The organism is Shewanella algae, assembly GCF_009183365.2.
GTDB lineage: Bacteria > Pseudomonadota > Gammaproteobacteria > Enterobacterales > Shewanellaceae > Shewanella > Shewanella algae.
On sequence record NZ_CP068230.1, the window covers coordinates 398,698 to 417,789 of the forward strand.

Genomic DNA, 19,092 nt, shown 5'->3' on the forward strand with positions numbered 1-19,092 from the left:
AAGCTCCCCCGACTTGGCAGGATGCAGCTTCAAAAATCTCGACCATAATTGAAACAAAGTATAGGGCACAGGGATGGGAGCCAAGGATGGGGATCAGAGACTGGCCAACGGGCGAGGGACCGAGGGAAAAGTTGTTGCAGCAGGGAGCCAAGGGCCTGAGTGATGCCGAGTTACTGGCAGTATTGCTGCGTAACGGCCTGGCGGGGCAGAGTGCGGTCGAATTGGCCAGAGATTTGCTCGCGGCATTCGGTTCACTGCGGCAACTCTTGGTGGCACCACTGAATCAGGTTGCCCGAATTCCGGGAATGGGACCGGTAAAATATACCCAATTGCAGGCGGCCGCCGAACTTTCGAGGCGAATTTCCCGGGAAAAGCTGCAAAGAGGGACGGTTTTGACAAATCCTGATTTGACTCGCGACTATTTAATGAGACAATTAGCGGACCGTGCCACCGAGGTGTTTGCGATTCTGTTGCTGGACAGCCAGCACCGAGTGATCCAATTCGTGGAATTATTCCATGGCACCCTGGACTCTGCATCTGTCTACCCACGAGAGGTGGTTAGGCTGGTGCTGGAAAAACAGGCCGCGGCGGTCATAGTTTGCCATAATCACCCGTCCGGCGTGGCTGAGCCCAGCCAGGCTGACAGGCGAATTACTGAGCGGTTGAAATGTGCGCTCGCAACCATAGATGTTTCACTTCTGGATCATATGGTTGTAGGGGATTGCGAGATAGTTTCCTTCGCAGAACGCGGATGGATGGATTGATCCATCGCTTGATCTTTCCTCAGTTATCCTGTATAACATGCGCCCTCTTTGTGCCTCGGGCGACGGCCATACGAGGCACATTAATGCTCGAGCGTTAAAATTGTTTTTTGGAGAAGATTGACATGTCAAGAGTATGCCAAGTTACTGGCAAGCGACCAATGGTTGGTAACAACCGTTCGCACGCAAAAAACGCAACTCGTCGTCGTTTTTTACCTAACCTGCAGAACCACCGTTTCTGGTTAGAAGACGAAAAGCGTTTCGTACAATTGCGCGTTTCTACCAAGGGTATGCGCATTATCGACAAGAAAGGTATCGAAGTCGTTGTTGCTGAACTTCGTGCCCGTGGCGAGAAGGTGTAATAGAAAATGGCTAAAGCTAAAGGCAATCGTGAGAAGATCAAGCTGGTTTCAAGCGCCAAGACTGGTCACTTCTACACTACCGACAAGAACAAGCGTAACATGCCTGAGAAAATGGAGATCAAAAAGTTTGATCCCGTAGTTCGTCAGCACGTTATCTACAAAGAAGCCAAAATCAAGTAATTCACTTGGTATTTGAATTCTTGGAAAGCCCCTCTCGCAGGGGCTTTTTTTTGATTTGAATTTGGCCGCCGCGGCTGTAGTCGAGCCGGTTTGGCTCTCGTTGCCCTTAAGCTTATCTCCTTTGTCACCAAGTAGCCTCTATCACCTTCAATCCACTTTAGTCCTGAGTTATTCCGCGTAAGGATCCGGCTGCTGGCCTTCTGCGGTTCAGGTGGATTCATACTTTCTAAACAGATCCCTGCTATACCTTTCTATGCAATCACTTGAACCGCAGCGGCGAATATTTACTCGGTTTGAGTCTCAGGGGGGAAGATGCTGGATATGACTTACCCTTCATGTGAATAGTTAGAGATTTAAAATAATCATTTGTGCAAATAAATTCTTTTTAAGTGAATTTAAATGCATTATTATGTTGTCCGTGCCACGGGGGTGGCACTCATTTTATGTCGGCTTTAACGAGTGTGAGGTAAATCCCAAGGTGCGTACCACAGAATTGGTTGATGGTTTTCGTCATTCTGCTCCCTATGTCAATGCTCACAGGGGCAAGACATTTGTGGTGATGTTGGGGGGCGAGGCGTTGGCTCAGCCTAAGTTTCGCTCCATCATCAATGATGTTGCTCTGCTGCATAGCCTGGGGATCAAGGTGGTATTGGTCTATGGCGCCCGGCCACAGATAGACGAAGCCTTGGCTAACAATCAGATTGAGCCTGCCTACCATCAAGGCGTGCGGATCACCGATGAAGCCACTCTCAAGGTCATTAAGCAGGTAGCCGGTTCTTTGCAGTTTGATATTACTGCCAGGTTGTCCATGAGCCTGTCGAACACGCCGATGCAGGGCGCACAGATCAACGTGGTCAGTGGTAACTTTGTCATCGCCCAGCCTTTGGGGGTCGACAATGGTATTGACTATTGCCTCTCAGGCAAGGTGCGCCGTATCGATGTTCAGGGACTCAAACGGCAGATGGAAAACAACTGCATCATCCTGATGGGGCCGATAGCGGCCTCGGTCACTGGCGAGAGCTTTAACCTCACCGCCGAAGAAGTGGCGACTCAGGTGGCTATCAAGCTCAAGGCCGACAAGATGATAGGCTTCAGCTCCCAGAATGGTATTTTGGATCGCAACGGTGATGTGATTGCCGAGCTGATGCCCAACGATGCCCAAAAAATTCTCGATAAACTGGCCGGCCAGGGTGAAGGCTGTGTCGGCACCATGGCGTTTCTCAAGGCCAGTATTGATGCCTGTCGCAGTGGCGTGCCCCGCTGCCATCTGGTCAGCTATCTGGAAGATGGTGCCCTGTTGCAGGAACTCTTCTCCCGTGAGGGCATAGGTACCCAGATAGTCACAGAGAGTGCCGAGCGCTTGCGGCGCGCGTCCATTGCCGATATTGGCGGCATACTCAACCTGATCCGCCCGCTGGAAGAGCAGGGGATCCTGGTGCGTCGCTCCCGCGAGCAACTGGAGATAGAAATAGAGCAGTTTATGCTGATTGAGCGTGATGGCCTGGTGATAGGCTGCGCGGCGCTCTATCCCTTTGAAGAGGACAACGCCGGCGAGTTTGCCTGTCTGGTAGTGCATCCTGACTATCGCGACGCCGATCGCGGTAGCCTGCTGTTGCAGAACATCATAGGCCAGGCCAAGGTGCGTGGTTATTCCAGGCTGTTTGCGCTGACGACCCGCAGCATTCACTGGTTCCTGGAACACGGCTTTGAGCTGGTGGAGGTAGATGCCTTGCCGAATAAGAAGAAGCAGCTCTATAACTACCAGCGTCGCTCCAAAATTTTGGCGCTTGACCTGTAAAAACCAGCCCCGCTCAGCGGGGCTTTTTGTAAGCAGGTATATTCCATTTGTTGACATATTATGTCTTTAACTCCTAAGCTAAGCCCACTTATGCCTATCCATTAAGGAGCAAGAGATGAACAGTGGAAGTTACGAGTTGGCGCCATTGACCGGCGTCGCCAGTGGCAGTTTTATCGCCTTGATACTGATGTTGGCGGCCATCTTGCTGCTGATCCGCATTCGGAAGATGCCGGCAACGGCCAAGAGCGCCGCCTCGGGTTTGCTGTTGGTAACACTGGCGGGATCTGTATGGGTATTTTGGCAGGCGCAGGCATCCAAGGTGGAATTGACGGCTCAGAGCCTGGTGGTCGAGGTGCCATTCTACGGCCAGAGCCTGGCTCCAGAGCATCTGCGTATCTCAGAGGCGAAAGTGATTAATCTCGGCGATGCCAGCGGCCCCAGGCTTGGCATGCGTACCCAGGGCATAGGTCTGCCCGGTTACACCCTGGGGTGGTATCGGCTCAACGATGGCAGCAAAGCGTTTGTGGTTCTGACGGAAAAAGATAGCGTCTTGTTACTGCCGACCGACCTTGGTTACAGCCTGCTGCTGAGTATGCCTGAAGCAGAGAGTTTGCTTGAGGGGCTGGGTCAGAACCTGCCGGGATAAACGTTGGATATTGCTTAACCGGCCCGGAAACTCTATCCGGGCCGGTTGTACTTGTTACCTGCGAGAGCGTTTTCGCAGCATATCCAAAGTAAACACCACCAGGGCGGCCCAGATGAAGCCGAAGGTAATGCTCTTTTCGATATCGAAGGGTTCATCGAACAGGGTCACTGCCATGATAAACATGATGCTTGGGCCTATGTACTGGAAGAAGCCCAGCATGATCAGCGGGATCCGCACTGCTGCACCGGCAAAGCACAGCAAGGGGATGGTGGTGATGATACCGGCGGCCATCAGCAGCAGGTTGAGATCCCAACTGTTGCTGAGCATATTGGCGCCGGCTTCACCGGTGCCCAGCAGTAAAAAGCCCAGCGCTGCCGGCATTAACACTGCAGTTTCGACCAAAAGGCCAGTCTTGGCGTCGACATTGACCTTCTTGCGCAGCAGGGCGTAGAAACCGAAGGAGGCTGCGAGCCCCAGGGATACCAGCGGAATCGAGCCGAAAGAAACCAGCTGGATCACCACCCCGGCGGCGGCAAGCGTTACCGCCACCCATTGTAGTCTCCCGAGCCGCTCCCCCAGAAACAGCATGCCGAGCAACACATTGAACAGCGGGTTGATAAAGTAGCCCAGGCTGGCATCCAGCATATGATCATTGTTGACCGCCCAGATAAACAGCAGCCAGTTGCCGGCAATAAGAATCGAAGTCAGCAGCAGTACCGCCAACTGTTTCGGGCGCTTGAGCAACAGCCTGAGCTGTCCGAAACCACCGATAAACTGCATCAGGATCCCCATAAAGACGAAGGACCAGATGATGCGGTGCAGCAAGATCTCGGGGGCCGAGACATGATGCAACAACTTGAAGTACAGCGGCGCAAAGCCCCAAAAAATATAGGCGCAAAGGGCGAGAATGACCCCCTTGCGGTATTCGGTTTCAGGCATAGGTACTACACAATGACGAAAAGGAGAGAAGGGCGATTGTAGGGGGCAAAGCCCCTCGGCTCAAGTTATCGACAACAGATTCAGTGTTTGAGTTTTAAACAGCTACTCAGCCGACCATGTAAGTCCCTGTACCAAAAGCGATATGGCTGCCTTTTTCATTATGCAGCTCCATTCGACAGACAGAGACCCTGTTGCCGGCACGGATCACTGTTCCTGTGCCGCTGAAGACTTCTCCCCAGCCGGGGCGCAGATAGTCGATCCTGAGATCTATGGTGCTCAGGGTTTGCAGTCGCTGTTGCAGCTGCTCCACTGTCCAGTTGTCGCGACTGATAACTAAGCCGGAGAATGCCGTTAGGCCGCCAACCACATCCAGCACGGTTGCGGTAACCCCGCCATGGAGTATTTTTTGATGTATGTTGCCGATTAGCTCCGGCTTCATTTTGATCTCCACTTCGACACCAGAGGCGTCGTATCGGCGGATCCCAAGGCCGAGAAGATTGTGAAAAGGCACATGCTTATCAAATACTTCTGAAACCTTGGCGAGCACCTCGGCTTGAATGTCCTGGCTCATGGGGCTTCCTGTTGTTGTTTTTTAGAGCAATCAATCTAACGCTAATATGGCCGTTTGCCTAGTCCAGGCGGAAAAATCCCCTCTTGGCTGGCACTCTGGTGTTGGCTTCATTTAGAATAGCGGCCTCTTCTTTGGACACAGACAGTCATGGATCAGCCGCTGAATATCGCTCCCGAGAGCCTCAATCATCCCCAAGACCCTATGCAGCAAGCCTTGCAGCAGGTATTTGGCTACCGCACTTTCCGTGAAGGGCAGCGCCAGGTGATTGAACGTGTGATGGCCGGGGGAGACTGCATGGTGATCATGCCCACCGGCGGCGGCAAGAGTCTGTGTTACCAACTGCCCGCATTGTTGATGCCAGGGCTGACTCTGGTGGTTTCGCCGCTGATCTCCCTGATGAAAGATCAGGTCGACAGCCTGCTGCAGACCGGGGTCAATGCCGCTTATCTCAACTCATCCTTGCCCAGGGAGCAGAGCCTCAAGGTGCTGCGCCAGTTGCATCAGGGGGAGATCCGCCTGCTGTATGTCTCGCCGGAGCGCTTGCTGCAACATGAATTTATTGAGCGACTGCAATCCCTGCAGCTGTCGATGTTTGCCGTGGATGAGGCGCACTGTATCAGCCAGTGGGGCCATGATTTTCGCCCCGAATATGCCCAGCTTGGCCGCCTGAAACAGCTGTTTCCCGGCGTGCCTGTAATGGCGCTGACCGCCACCGCCGATAAGGCGACCCGGGATGATATCTGCCAGCGGCTCAATATCGCCCCCTATGTGCTTCTTTCCAGCTTTGATAGGCCGAATATTCGCTACACAGTGGCGGAAAAGCTTAACGCCGCCAATCAATTGCGCCAGTTTATTGCCGCGCAGAACGGCGCCGCCGGGATTGTTTATTGCTCCAGCCGTCGCCGGGTCGATGAAGTAGCCGAAAGGCTGCGGTTACAGGGCTATGCCGCCGAAGGCTATCATGCCGGTATGAGCGGCGACGAGCGCGCCAGTGTTCAGGACAGATTTCTCAAGGAACAGTTGGATATAGTGGTGGCCACGGTCGCCTTCGGCATGGGGATCAACAAGTCCAACGTGCGCTTTGTGGTGCATTATGATCTGCCCAAGAGCATAGAGGCCTACTATCAGGAAACCGGCCGCGCCGGGCGAGATGGTCTCGAGGCCGAAGCCTTTATGCTGTTCGAGCCCGCCGATATCGGCCGGGTGCGCCACCTGATTGAGCAGGGTGAACCCGGGCCGCAGCAACAGGTGGAACTGCATAAACTCAATACCATGGCGGCCTTTGCCGAAGCTCAGACCTGCCGCCGCCAGGTGTTGCTGCACTACTTCGATGAGCCGGCGCTGGAGCCTTGCGGCAACTGTGATATCTGCCTGGATCCGCCGAAACGCTACAACGGCACCGAGGATGCACAGAAGGTGTTGTCCTGCATATATCGCTTGGGGCAGAAGTTTGGCATGAACCAGCTGATAGAGGTGCTCAGAGGCTCCAAATCGGCCGCCGTGGTCGACCGGGGGCACGACAAGTTATCCACCTGGGGTGTCGGCAAAGACAAGAGCCATGAACACTGGCTCAGTGTGACCAGACAGCTTATCCATTTGGGGCTGGCGAGCCAGGATATTACCCGTGGCTCGAGTATTCGCCTGAATCCGGCCGCCAGGCCTGTGCTCAGGGGCGAAGTTGCACTGATGTTGGCCGAACCCAGAATTGACTTGCATGTTACCCGCAGGCGCAACGTCAGCAGCAAGGCGCCACTCAACTACGATCGCAAGCTGTTTGCCCGCCTCAAGCAGTTAAGGCGCAGCATAGCCGAAGAGCAGGACGTACCACCCTATTTGGTATTCAACGATGCAACCCTGGCGGAAATGGCGGCGATTTTGCCTACCAGCCAGGGCGAGATGTTGGCGGTCAATGGTGTTGGTGAGCGCAAGTTGGCCCGCTTTGGCGATCAGTTCCTCGACGAGATAGAGGCTTATCTCGCCGGTGACTGATGTTGCTCGGCGGCTTTCTGCTGACTGAGTTGGTTGACGCCTGCACGCTTCACCAGGCTATCCAGGGTATCGGGCTGCTGCAGCGAGGCCACTCCAATGCGCACGGCATGAGCCACTTGCCAGCTCTGCACTATCGGCTTGAGTTGCTCGCTGACCTGCAAGGCGCCCTGGACCGAGGTGTAGGGCAGCAGGATCACCATCTCATCCATGCTGTAGCGCAGCAGTCTGTCTTGCTCTCTGAGTTTCTGTTCCAGCGCCCGCTGCAGGGCGGAAAGATCCACCTGACGTATATGGCTGGTACTCAGCAACAACAGGCTCAAGGGGTAGTTGCCCTTCTTGGCGCTGCTGAGCATGGCATCCAGCTGCTGGGCCGCAGGCAGTTTTTCCAGTGCCTCGGTACTCGGTTGTTGCCAGCGGTTACGGCGACTGACCAACCAGATCAGCGCACCTATGATGGCGAGTGCCAGCACAGAGATGGTGCCGTAGGCCTGGCTCAGTTTGGAGCGCTGATCGGCACTGGCAAGACGAATGTTCTGCTGGGTTTCTACCTGCAGCTGCTCCTGCTGGCTGAGCCTGGCCTTGTATTGCATAAAGCGGGTATTGTTGAGCTGCTTTTGGGCCTCGGCCGCGGCCTGGGCCGCCAGTTTCATCGCCTCGTATGCCGGTTTGAACTCTGCTCTTTCGGCGTAATAGTCACTGATAAGCTGTTGGGTATAGGCCACTTCATCGGCCAGTTGCAGCTGCTCGGCCTGCTGCGCCGCCTGCATCAACAGCCTTATGCCTTCATCGTCGTTGCGCTGGGCGAGACGCACCCTGGCCAATAGCCGGGTAGCACGCATATAGTTGTTTACTTTGCCTTGTTTTTCATAGGTCTGCAGGGCAATACCCACTAACTCGTCGGCAATCTCGGTTCTGCCCCTGGCGAGTTCTATCACGGCTATTTGGCTGTAACTGTTGGCAAGCTCCAGCGGTGAGCCTATCTCAGGCAGCAGTATTTTGGACTGTTTCAGCAGGCTGTCGGCTTGGGCCATATCCTCCTGTGCCAGCGCGACTCTGGCGGCCATTAATAACAGCACATGGCGCACCTTGCCTTTGGCTTCATCTGTGTCCAGTGCCAACTTGAGATAGTAGGCCGCTTGGCGCAGGTCGCCGGTGGAATACATCAGGCTGGCCATGTCGCCGTAAACATAGGCCAGAGGTGGCCATAGCCAGGACGGATTTTGACTGCTGATATCCGGGTAGATGTCCAGCGCCAGACGCAGATCTTCGATGGCGGTGCCATAGTTGCCAAGGTCGTTTTCCAGCTGACCCTTGAGTCTCAGGGCGTTGACCAGAGCCTGGGGTTGGTTGTGGCGTTTGGCCTGTTCAATGGCGCCGTCGAGTAACAGCAGTGATTGTTTAAGATCGTCGAAATTGGCATAGGCATCGGCGCGGCAAATTTGAAAATAACTGTCTGCCTGTTCCAGCCTTAGTTGCTTGGCTCTGGCTTCTCCCAGTTCGGCCAGATTGATGGCGGCGCCGTTGTCTCCTAATTGCAGGAGTGCTTCACATTTAAATAACTGTAATCTCAGCACTTGGGCCTGGCTCAATTCTGAGGTTTGACGCTCAAGCTCATTGATTTGGGTCAGCGCCAGCGTAGGATATTGATAGAGGGTGTTGGCCAGAGTGTCCAACCGCTCCGCGGCCCAAAGCACACAAGAAAATGACCACAGGAGCAAGCTCAGTGCCAAGAGGCGAAAATCCATTTTTTCTCCGCTGAGTGAAGGTGAGTTTTGCCGGGCGTAACCGTGTTGAGATAATAACTATTTTTTATCATTTTTGGCACAAAAAATGATGCTATCGGCAAGATTTTATTCATCTATTTAGCTTTGGATCACCAAGGCTTGAATGGTGCAAATCAGCACGTTAAGCCGAAATTTTCAACTGATGCTGAGAAATATAGGCTTGACAGCGAGCAAGGAGGCAGTTAATTATTGAACTTCTTGAACCCGGTGGGAAGAATATAAACCCACTTTAAATGAATTTTTATCTGGTATAGAACGGCTAAATGAACCCACAAATGCAACTGTCTCTCCTCCTCCTTACTCTCGCAGTCCCTGCGCGGAGGAGCTAGACTTGCACGTCGATTAGCAAGCCAGAACTCAAAACCCCGCGCCAGAAACCGCGGGGTTTTTTGTTTCTGGCACGGGAAAAATCAATCGAAACCCCTGAATGGAGAATCCAGATGTCTGACAGAGTGTTTATTTTCGATACCACCTTACGGGACGGCGAGCAGGCGCTGGCTGCCAGCCTGACAGTGAAAGAAAAACTGCAGATAGCCATGGCTCTCGAGCGCCTGGGGGTCGACATCATGGAGGTGGGGTTCCCGGTTTCCTCTCCCGGCGACTTTGAGTCGGTACAGACCATAGCCCGTACCATCAAAAACAGCAGGGTCTGCGCCCTGTCGCGGGCACTGGAGAAAGATATCGACGCTGCGGCCCAGGCCTTGTCGGTCGCGGATCAGTTCCGCATTCATACCTTTATTTCAACGTCAAATATCCATGTGCAGAGCAAGCTGAAGCGCTCCTTCGACCAAGTGCTGGAGATGGCGGTAGGGGCGGTGAAGTATGCCAGGCGCTTTACCGATGATGTGGAGTTTTCCTGCGAAGATGCCGGCCGGACCCCGATAGATAATCTGTGTCACATGGTCGAGGCGGCCATCGAAGCCGGTGCCCGCACCATCAATATTCCGGACACAGTGGGCTATACCATTCCCAGCGAGTTCGGCGGCATTATTCAAACCCTGTTCAACCGGGTGCCCAATATCGATCAGGCGGTGATCTCTGTGCACTGCCATGACGATTTGGGGCTGTCGGTCGCCAACTCCATCATGGCGGTGCAACAGGGAGCCCGGCAGATTGAGTGTACAATCAACGGCATAGGTGAACGGGCCGGTAACTGCTCACTGGAAGAGATTGCCATGATCCTGGCGACCCGCAAAGACATCCTGGGGCTGGAGACTGGCATCAAGGCTCAGGAAATTCACCGCATCTCCTCCATGGTGAGCCAGCTATGCAATATGCCGATCCAGGCCAACAAGGCGATAGTGGGCGCCAATGCCTTTACCCATTCATCCGGTATCCATCAAGACGGCATGTTAAAGGCGCAAAACACCTATGAAATCATGACACCTGAGAGCATAGGCCTGAATCGCAATCACCTGAATATGACCTCACGCTCCGGCCGCCATGTGATCAAGCATCGAATGGAGCAGATGGGTTATTCAGAGCAGGATTATTCATTGGATCAACTGTACGACGCCTTCCTGAAACTGGCCGACAAGAAGGGTCAGGTGTTCGACTATGACCTGGAAGCCTTGGTGTATATGGAGGGCCGGGCGGCGGCCGACGACCACTTCCAGTTGCAGCAGCTGGTGGTGCAATCCGACTCTACCGAGGGCATGGCCACCGCCACTGTACGTATTGAAGCCGCCGGTGAGGTAGTGACCGAAGCCGCCACCGGCAATGGCCCTGTGGATGCCGCCTATAAGGCGATAGCCCGTGCCAGCGGCCAGAGCGTAGATATCTGCAGCTATAAGTTGAGCGCCAAAGGCGAAGGCCAGAATGCGCTGGGGCAGGTGGATATCACGGCTCAGTACCAGGGGCGCAATTTCCACGGTGTCGGCTTGGCTACCGATGTGGTCGAGGCTTCGGCCGCGGCCCTGGTGCATGTGATGAACCTTATTCAGCGCGCCGACCAGGTGGCGGATCATAAACAGAAAATACAACAGAGAAAGGAGTTGGGTGGCGTATGAGTTATCAGATAGCGGTATTGGCCGGCGACGGCATAGGCCCGGAAGTCATGGCCCAGGCCCGTAAGGTGCTGACGGCGGTAGAGCAACGCTTTGACCTGGCAATGGAGTACGCCGAATATGATGTCGGCGGCATAGCGATAGATAACCATGGCTGCCCGTTGCCGGCATCGACCCTGGCCGGTTGTGAAGCGGCAGATGCGATTCTGTTTGGCTCGGTCGGCGGCCCCAAATGGGAAAAACTGCCTCCCAATGAACAGCCCGAGCGCGGCGCGCTGTTGCCACTGAGGGGCCATTTCGGCTTATTCAGTAACCTGAGACCGGCCAAGTTACATCAGGGACTGGAACATCTGTCGCCGCTGCGCGCCGATATCTCGGCCAAAGGGTTTGATGTGCTGTGCGTGCGTGAACTGACCGGCGGTATCTACTTTGGCAAACCCAAGGGGCGTCAAGGGGAGGGCGAGAGCGAAGAGGCGTTTGACACCATGAGATACAGCCGCGCCGAGATCCGCCGTATCGCCCATATCGCCTTCGAGGCCGCCCGCGGCCGCCGCGGCAAAGTGACTTCGGTCGACAAGGCCAACGTGCTGGCTTGCTCGGTACTTTGGCGTGAAGTGGTGGAGCAGGTCGCGAGCGAGTATCCGGATGTAGAACTGGAACATATCTATATCGACAATGCCACCATGCAATTGCTGCGTCGTCCCTGGGATTTTGATGTGATGCTGTGCTCCAACCTGTTCGGCGACATACTTTCCGATGAAATCGCCATGTTGACCGGCTCCATGGGGCTGTTGTCATCGGCTTCCATCAACAGCAGTGGTTTTGGTCTCTATGAACCGGCCGGTGGCAGTGCCCCGGATATTGCCGGCATGGGGATTGCCAACCCGGTAGCGCAGATCTTGTCGGCGGCCTTGATGTTGCGCCACAGCTTGCAGCAGGAAGAGGCGGCGGCAGCGATAGAGCGCGCCGTAGGCAAAGCGCTGGCAGATGGCTTCTTTACCTGTGAGTTGCTGGCGCCGGAGCAGCGGGATAATGCCAAGACCACGGCAGAGATGGGCGACTATATCGCCAATGCGATTCGGGAGGGGGTGTAATGGGCAAGACATTGTATGAAAAAGTGTGGGATGCCCACCTGGTGGCGACGCCGGCGGGAGAAGCGCCGATTATTTACGTCGACCGTCATCTGGTGCACGAAGTGACATCACCCCAGGCCTTCAGTGGCCTGAAGATGGCCGGGCGCCAACTTCGGGCACCGGACAAGACCTTTGCCACCATGGATCACAACACCTCGACCAAGAGCGCCAGTCTGGACGCCTTGAGCCCCATGGCGCGCACTCAAGTTGAAACCCTGGCACAGAACTGTCGCGAATTCGGTGTGCGTCTTTATGACATTCACCACCCCAATCAGGGCATAGTGCATGTGATGGGGCCTGAGCTGGGCATTACCCTGCCGGGTACGGTTATTGTCTGTGGCGATTCCCATACCGCTACCCACGGCGCCTTTGGCGCGCTGGCCTTCGGTATTGGCACCTCGGAGGTGGAGCATGTGCTGGCCACCCAAACGCTGCGGCAGCTTAAGGCCAAGACCATGAGAGTCGAGGTCAAGGGGCAACTGGGTGAAGGCATTACCGCCAAGGATGTGGTGCTGGCGATTATCGGCAAGATAGGCATGGATGGCGGCACCGGCTATGTGGTGGAGTTTTGCGGTGACGCGATTCGTGCCCTGTCGATGGAAGGGCGCATGACGCTGTGCAACATGGCGATTGAGATGGGTGCCAAGGCCGGCATGGTCGCGCCGGATGAAACCACGTTCGCCTATCTTGAGGGACGTCAGTTTGCGCCCAAGGGCGCCGATTGGGATGCCGCCCTGGCAGCCTGGAAGATGCTCAAGTCCGATGAAGATGCCATCTTCGATGCTTATGTGGAGTTGGAAGGCAGTGAAATCGCGCCGCAACTGACCTGGGGCACTAATCCTGGCCAGGTGGTGGCCATAGATAAACCTGTGCCCAACCCCGCCGATGAGGCCGATGCCACAGTGCGCGGCAGTATGGAAAAGGCGCTGAATTACATAGGTTTGACGCCGGGCACCCTGATGACGGATGTGGCCATCAACAAGGTCTTTATCGGTTCATGCACCAATTCGCGCATCGAAGATCTGCGTAGCGCCGCGGCGCAGATCCGTGGTCGGCGGGTGGCTGACGGCGTGACCGCCATAGTGGTGCCGGGCTCGGGACAAGTGAAGGCTCAGGCCGAAGCCGAAGGCTTGGACAAACTGTTTGTCGAGGCCGGGTTTGAGTGGCGCTTGCCGGGCTGCTCCATGTGTCTGGCGATGAATGATGATCGCCTGGAAAGCGGCGATCGCTGCGCCTCAACCAGTAACCGTAACTTTGAGGGGCGGCAGGGACGCGGCAGCCGTACCCATCTGGTGAGTCCTGCCATGGCAGCCGCTGCCGCCATTGCCGGGCACTTTGTCGATATCCGCCACGCTGGCCAGGAGAAATAAAATGCAGGCTTTTACTATTCATCAGGGAATTGCGGTGCCATTGGATAGCGCCAATGTGGATACAGATCAGATCATCCCCAAACAGTTTCTGTCCAAGGTCACCAAGGATGGCTTCGGTGTCCATCTCTTTCACGACTGGCGCTATCTGGATGATGCCGGTGAGCAGCCGGATCCTGCCTTTGTGATGAACCAGCCCAGATATCAGGGAGCCTCTATTTTACTGGCGCGGGAAAACTTCGGTTGTGGCTCCAGCCGTGAACACGCGCCTTGGGCCCTGGCCGACTATGGTTTGCGGGTGATTATTGCGCCCAGCTTTGCCGATATCTTTTACGGCAACGCCATCAATAATGGGTTATTGCCGGTGATCCTTGAGGCCGCTGAGGTGCAACAGTTGTTTGAGGAGGTAACGGCGACCGAAGGCAGTGAAATCAAAGTCGACCTGCAGCAGTGCCAGGTTGTTTCACCCTCCGGGAAACACTTTGCATTTCAACTGGCTGAATCTGCCCGTCATAAGCTGCTCAATGGATTGGATGCCATCGGCCTGACTCTGTCCCATGAGCAGGCCATCGCCGATTATGAAGCCGGGCTGCCGGGCTGGCGCGCCTAGTCCCGCCTGTTATTTCAGCGTACACATGTACAAGAGCAGACCAGTGGCTTGGTAACAGGTCTGCTCTCTTGTGTTCCAAACAAGTATGTTGACTGTAGTTACCTATAATTTATTTTTTAAAAACATTTGGTTATAGGTTTTGTTCATAGGGAGGTAGACTGCAACCTTGAATGCTTAGTGATTTATGCTGTTTGTCTGATTTAAATTAAGTGAACAAGTGTTTTTATGGTTACTTAATAATTTATACTTATTTTTCAAGTTAATAGTTTTTGTTTCCTTTTGGGTTTCAATTCTTTTCAGCAAACATTAATGCCGTTTCCTCTCTGTTTTAAGCACCTATAGAGTGACTTGTGTCACTTTTTTGTCTTTCTTTGTTGATTTTTGTGGTTGTTTATCCTGTTTTTTGCTTGCTGCTTGCAAAGATATTCTGTGTCAGTAAACTGCGCCGCAACAAAATGGAGTTATTACTCTATTCAGAAATTGCTAAATAAACAGACAGAGAATAACAATGAAGAAACAACTTATTGCTGTCGCCATTGCGGCCAGCTTTGTGGGAGCAACGACTCAGGTTCAAGCAGCTGGTTTCCAACTGGCAGAATCTTCAGCGACCGGACTTGGACGTGCCTTCGCCGGTGAAGCGGCCATGGCCGATAACCCTGCGGCTCAGGGGCGTAACCCTGCCATGCTCAGCTATCTTGAAGGTCGTCAGATCTCTGCCGGTGCCATCTATGTGATGCCGGAAGTTGACGCCTTGGGTCAGGTTTCGTTGGCGTCGCCTTTATTGCCTCAGGCCATGACCATGAATGCCGATGCATTGGATGTGGCTGACAACGCTTTAGTGCCTAACTTCTATTACTCCAACCAGCTCAACGACAGCTGGACTTGGGGTTTGGCACTGAACTCCAACTATGGTTTGTCTACCGAACTGCCGGCCGCCCATGCTGCCTCCATTTTTGGTAACAAGACCGCGGTGACTACTGTAGAGCTGAACACCAATATTGCTTACCGCATTGATGAGCACTTCACTGTGGGTGCCGGTCTGCGCGGTGTGTATGGTGACGGTGAGATAGGCGCATCTGTTCCTGGCTGGATAGAAGGTGTTCGTGCTATCCCTGGCTTGCCGGCAGAGGTGACTTCTCGTCTGCCTGCCGCCGGCACCGAGCTCAAGCATCTGGAAGGTGATGACTTTGGTTATGGTTGGCAGCTAGGTGCCAGCTGGCAGATCAATGCTAATCACCGCCTGGGTATCGCCTATCACAGCCACGTTGAGCTGGATCTGGACGGCCAAGCCCGTGGCGCCCTTTATACCGGCGGTACAGCCGAGGTTGAAGGCTACCTGCCATTGGAGCTGCCGGCATTTGCCGAGCTGGCTTCTTACCATCAGTTGACTGACAACTGGGCGATGCACGCCAGCATCAACTGGACCGACTGGAGTGTGTTCAACAAGCTGGTGGCTTATTTCCCTGGTGAGCAGAAGCCTATTGGCGGCCTGGAATCCGATCTGGTGAAGGAAGAAAACTTCAAAGACAACTGGCGCTTTGCTCTGGGTACCAGCTACCAGCTGAACAACGAGTGGTTGTTGCGTGCCGGTGTGGCCTTGGATAAGACAGCGGTTGACGATGAATACCGTACTATCACTATTCCAGATACCGACCGTCTCTGGTTCAGCGTGGGTGCCGGTTATGCCCCCAGCAAGAACCTGACAGTGGATCTGGGTCTGACCTATATCCGCGCCCACGGTGATGCCCCTATCAACGAGACTCAGGATCTGATGGGTCTGGCTCAGGTTGCCTTCCAGGGCGATGCCAGCGGCCACGTCTGGTTGGCGGGTCTGCAAGTGACCTATAAGATGTAATACCATTCCGGCCAAGGAATGAGACAAGAGCCCCGCCAAGCGGGGCTTTTTCATATCAGGCCAAGTCTGGCTCAAGGAGGTGTTAAACTTGGCGAGGCTGCACTCTGGGCTGTTTGATCGCTGGTGGGCGCGAGCTCAGGGCTGTTTTATACTTGGCGTGGCCGAGCTCAGGGCTTATATTCATGCTATTGCCAACAAAAAATAATAAGCCCATGAAATATCCATTCCTGTTTGCCAGTGCTATCTCTCTGATTTCAATGCCGAGTTTGGCCGAGTCAGATCCTGTCAGTATGTTTATTCAAGGTTTCAATGAGCAAAAGATTGAGCTGATGTTGGCGCAAACCACGGAAGACGTGACTTGGTTTAATGTCAGCATCGCCAAGGTCGATCTGCAGGCTTCCGGGCATTCGGAATTGGGCGCGGCTATGACCGACTATTTTCAAACTTTGCCGGGGGCCAAGGCCAGTATTCTTGGCTCGCTGAGCTCGGGTAACTATGTCAGCACCCTGGAAAAGGTCAGCTGGCAGCAGGATGGCGAGCAAAATAGCCAATGTAATATGGGCGTTTATACCTTGAGGGGCGATAAGATTGCCGCCGTCTGGTATTACCCGGCGCAGGAGTGTGATATTCCCGAAGCGGAAATCGGCTTACCCCGAGGCGATCAGCCTTGGCAGCAAAATTAATTCAGCCAACCCAAGAAAGCTTTCACGTGCAAAAGAAATATATTATTGCCCTGGATCAGGGCACTACCAGCTCACGGGCGATTATTTTCGATCAACAGGCCAATATCGTGGCCGTCTCCCAGCGAGAGTTCAGTCAGCACTACCCGCAACCCGGCTGGGTCGAGCATGATCCCATGGAAATCTGGGCATCCCAGAGTTCGACACTGATAGAGGTCATCGCCCGCGCCGGGATCCACAGTGACGAAGTAGCGGCCATCGGCATTACCAATCAGCGGGAAACCACTGTCATCTGGGATAAGCTCACAGGTAAGCCAGTTGCCAATGCCATTGTTTGGCAGTGCCGGCGCAGCAAGGAGATCTGTGAGCAGCTCAAGGCCGAGGGGCTGGAGGACTATGTCCGCGACAATACAGGTTTGTTACTGGATCCCTATTTTTCAGCCACCAAGATTAAGTGGCTGCTGGATAATGTCGAGGGTGCCCGCGAGCGGGCCGAAAGAGGCGAGTTGCTCTTTGGTACTATCGACAGCTGGCTGGTATGGAAGCTGACCGAGGGCAAGGTGCATGTGACCGACCCCACCAATGCGTCGCGCACCATGCTCTACAACATCCACAAACAATGCTGGGATCAGACCCTGTTACAGGCGCTGGACATCCCAGCTTCGTTGTTGCCCGAGGTCAAGCCGTCGATGGCTGTCTATGGCACAACCCGGATTGCCGGTGAGGGCAGTGAAATTCTCATCGCCGGCATGGCCGGGGATCAGCAGGCGGCGCTGTTCGGCCAGCTGTGCGTTGAACCCGGCATGGCCAAGAATACCTATGGCACAGGCTGCTTTTTGCTGATGAACACAGGTGACAAGGCGGTGCGCTCAGAGCATGGGTTGCTGACAACTGTGGCTGTAGGCCCCAAGGGCGAGGTGCAATACGCGCTGGAAGGCTCGGTATTTATGGGCGGCGCGACCATACAGTGGCTGAGGGACGAATTGGGGCTTATTCGTGATGCCCAGGACACAGAGTACTTTGCCTCCAAGGTAGAAGATACCAATGGGGTTTATCTGGTGCCGGCATTTGTCGGGCTGGGAGCCCCTTATTGGGATGCCAACGCCCGCGGCTCTTTGCAAGGATTGACCCGCGGCGTAAACCGCAACCACATCATACGTGCGGCGCTGGAATCCATCGCCTATCAGAGCCGGGATCTGCTGGATGCCATGAGTAAAGACAGCGCTGTTGCACTCAAGCAGCTGAGGGTGGATGGCGGCGCCGTGAGTAACGACTTCCTGATGCAGTTTCAGGCCGATATCACAGATACTCAAGTACTGCGGCCGGCCTTGACCGAAACTACCGCCATGGGAGCGGCATTTTTGGCCGGTCTTGCCTGTGGTTTCTGGGACTCGGTGGAAGATCTTTCTCACCGGAGCGATGTTGAACGTTGCTTCGAGCCGGCCATGGATGAAGGACGGCGGGAGCTTTATTACCGTGGTTGGCAAAAGGCGGTGGACCGTTGTCGCCACTGGCATGAAACCGACGAACTGTGATGTGCCGGGCGGTTTCTTGTCGGCTGTTATTGTCTCCCATTGAATAGTGACTCAAAATAGTGCCCCAAAGACACCAAAGTGAGCCATCCATGACTGTGACGACCGAAGCCGAATATCTGGCGCAATACAGTATCCATGATTATCCGCTGCCGTTGACCAGTGTCGACAGCGTGCTGCTCTGTGTGCGAGAAGGGCAATTGTGTGTGCTCTTGGTCAAGCGTTCCGGGTTTCCCTGCAAAGGGATGTGGGCATTGCCGGGCGGCTTTATCGATCTGCTGCAGGATGAGGATATCGATGCTTCGGCCAAGCGCAAACTTAAGCAAAAGACAGGGATAGTGCCACCCTACCTGGAGCAGTTGCAGAGTATAGGCAATGGCCGCCGGGATCCCAGAGGCTGGTCGGTCACCATCAGCTATTATGCGCTGATGCCTCATCTTGAACCCGTCATGGAAGGTTCTGAAGAGAGCCGCTGGTTCAGCTTGCAGTCGCTGCCTGAACACTTGGCCTTTGATCACGCCGATATCATAGCCTTGGCACAGGAGCGCTTACGGCAAAAGGCGCTTTACAGCCTGGTGGCGGCTTTTGCCCTGCCGGAATTGTTTACCCTGGCCGAGTTGCAACGAGTGCATGAGGCCATTCTGGGTAAGCCACTGCAGAAGAAATCTTTCCGGCGGCGGATAGAGCAGGCCGGCGTGCTCGCCCCCTGTGGAGAGGGCCGGGTCGAAGTCGGTCGCCCACCCCAGCTCTACCGGGTATTGCCTGAAGCTGCCGATTATCGCTTTGTACGTAACCTGGAAGCTTGAAACTCCATTAGAGCTTCTTTGGTTTACCACTATCTTATTCATTGTTTTAAATCTTCTTTTTAGATAAGTGTCC

17 protein-coding genes are annotated in these 19,092 nt (G+C 54.6%); 14 read left to right on the forward strand and 3 right to left on the reverse strand.

Features of this window, described 5'->3' with window-relative positions; genetic code table 11:
- Nucleotides 1-86: 86 nt before the first annotated feature.
- The 5 genes from radC to E1N14_RS01930 all read left to right on the forward strand — a co-directional run bounded on the left by radC (nucleotide 87) and on the right by E1N14_RS01930 (nucleotide 3,747).
- Nucleotides 87-764 (forward strand): RadC family protein, encoded by a 678-nt coding sequence (gene radC / locus E1N14_RS01910; RefSeq protein ID WP_025010870.1) that lies wholly within the window; start codon nucleotides 87-89, stop codon nucleotides 762-764.
- 122 nt (nucleotides 765-886) lie between these two features.
- The gene (rpmB, locus tag E1N14_RS01915; protein ID WP_028769274.1) at nucleotides 887-1,123 is read left to right on the forward strand and encodes a 50S ribosomal protein L28; all 237 of its coding nucleotides are present in this window, start codon (nucleotides 887-889) and stop codon (nucleotides 1,121-1,123) included.
- A gap of 6 nt (nucleotides 1,124-1,129) precedes the next feature.
- Nucleotides 1,130-1,303, forward strand: coding sequence for a 50S ribosomal protein L33 (gene rpmG, locus E1N14_RS01920; RefSeq protein WP_025010872.1), 174 nt, complete (start codon nucleotides 1,130-1,132; stop codon nucleotides 1,301-1,303).
- Nucleotides 1,304-1,781: 478 nt separating this feature from the next.
- Nucleotides 1,782-3,101, forward strand: coding sequence for an amino-acid N-acetyltransferase (argA, locus tag E1N14_RS01925; protein ID WP_028781111.1), 1,320 nt, complete (start codon nucleotides 1,782-1,784; stop codon nucleotides 3,099-3,101).
- Between the two features lie 115 nt (nucleotides 3,102-3,216).
- Nucleotides 3,217-3,747 carry a PH domain-containing protein gene (locus tag E1N14_RS01930; protein ID WP_044733530.1) on the forward strand — a complete coding sequence of 177 codons (531 nt, stop codon included), beginning with the start codon at nucleotides 3,217-3,219 and terminating at the stop codon, nucleotides 3,745-3,747.
- Nucleotides 3,748-3,801: 54 nt separating this feature from the next.
- On the opposite strand, the gene rarD is transcribed toward E1N14_RS01930, so the two are convergent.
- Nucleotides 3,802-4,686, reverse strand: coding sequence for an EamA family transporter RarD (gene rarD, locus E1N14_RS01935; protein ID WP_025888142.1), 885 nt, complete (start codon nucleotides 4,684-4,686; stop codon nucleotides 3,802-3,804).
- 106 nt (nucleotides 4,687-4,792) lie between these two features.
- Nucleotides 4,793-5,257, reverse strand: a complete 465-nt coding sequence (locus tag E1N14_RS01940) for a thioesterase family protein (protein ID WP_025010873.1) — start codon at nucleotides 5,255-5,257, stop codon at nucleotides 4,793-4,795.
- A gap of 201 nt (nucleotides 5,258-5,458) precedes the next feature.
- On the opposite strand from E1N14_RS01940, the gene recQ reads away from it, so the two are divergent.
- On the forward strand, nucleotides 5,459-7,246 hold the full coding sequence (recQ, locus tag E1N14_RS01945) for a DNA helicase RecQ (RefSeq protein WP_418070052.1): 1,788 nt from the start codon (nucleotides 5,459-5,461) through the stop codon (nucleotides 7,244-7,246).
- Here the strand turns inward: recQ and E1N14_RS01950 are convergent.
- On the reverse strand, nucleotides 7,228-8,991 hold the full coding sequence (locus tag E1N14_RS01950) for a diguanylate cyclase domain-containing protein (RefSeq protein WP_062793512.1): 1,764 nt from the start codon (nucleotides 8,989-8,991) through the stop codon (nucleotides 7,228-7,230). The two genes, recQ and E1N14_RS01950, sit on opposite strands and share 19 nt — an antisense overlap.
- A 479-nt stretch (nucleotides 8,992-9,470) precedes the next feature.
- On the opposite strand from E1N14_RS01950, the gene leuA reads away from it, so the two are divergent.
- The 8 genes from leuA (at nucleotide 9,471) to E1N14_RS01990 (ending at nucleotide 19,019) form a co-directional block, all read left to right on the forward strand.
- The gene (gene leuA, locus E1N14_RS01955; protein WP_062793511.1) at nucleotides 9,471-11,039 is read left to right on the forward strand and encodes a 2-isopropylmalate synthase; all 1,569 of its coding nucleotides are present in this window, start codon (nucleotides 9,471-9,473) and stop codon (nucleotides 11,037-11,039) included.
- A complete protein-coding gene (gene leuB / locus E1N14_RS01960) occupies nucleotides 11,036-12,130 on the forward strand; it encodes a 3-isopropylmalate dehydrogenase (RefSeq protein ID WP_044733535.1) in 1,095 nt (364 codons plus the stop codon). Before leuA ends, leuB begins: the two co-directional genes overlap by 4 nt.
- A complete protein-coding gene (gene leuC, locus E1N14_RS01965) occupies nucleotides 12,130-13,539 on the forward strand; it encodes a 3-isopropylmalate dehydratase large subunit (protein ID WP_062793510.1) in 1,410 nt (469 codons plus the stop codon). The genes leuB and leuC overlap by 1 nt, the downstream gene beginning before the upstream one ends.
- A 1-nt stretch (nucleotide 13,540) precedes the next feature.
- Nucleotides 13,541-14,146, forward strand: coding sequence for a 3-isopropylmalate dehydratase small subunit (gene leuD, locus E1N14_RS01970; RefSeq protein ID WP_025010875.1), 606 nt, complete (start codon nucleotides 13,541-13,543; stop codon nucleotides 14,144-14,146).
- Nucleotides 14,147-14,654: 508 nt separating this feature from the next.
- On the forward strand, nucleotides 14,655-16,001 hold the full coding sequence (locus tag E1N14_RS01975; RefSeq protein WP_062793509.1) for an outer membrane protein transport protein: 1,347 nt from the start codon (nucleotides 14,655-14,657) through the stop codon (nucleotides 15,999-16,001).
- Between the two features lie 212 nt (nucleotides 16,002-16,213).
- Nucleotides 16,214-16,684, forward strand: coding sequence for a nuclear transport factor 2 family protein (locus E1N14_RS01980; RefSeq protein WP_025010879.1), 471 nt, complete (start codon nucleotides 16,214-16,216; stop codon nucleotides 16,682-16,684).
- 26 nt (nucleotides 16,685-16,710) lie between these two features.
- A complete protein-coding gene (gene glpK, locus E1N14_RS01985; RefSeq protein WP_025010880.1) occupies nucleotides 16,711-18,216 on the forward strand; it encodes a glycerol kinase GlpK in 1,506 nt (501 codons plus the stop codon).
- Between the two features lie 89 nt (nucleotides 18,217-18,305).
- Complete coding sequence (locus E1N14_RS01990; protein ID WP_025010881.1) at nucleotides 18,306-19,019, forward strand: NUDIX hydrolase; 714 nt, start codon at nucleotides 18,306-18,308, stop codon at nucleotides 19,017-19,019.
- Nucleotides 19,020-19,092 lie beyond the last annotated feature (73 nt).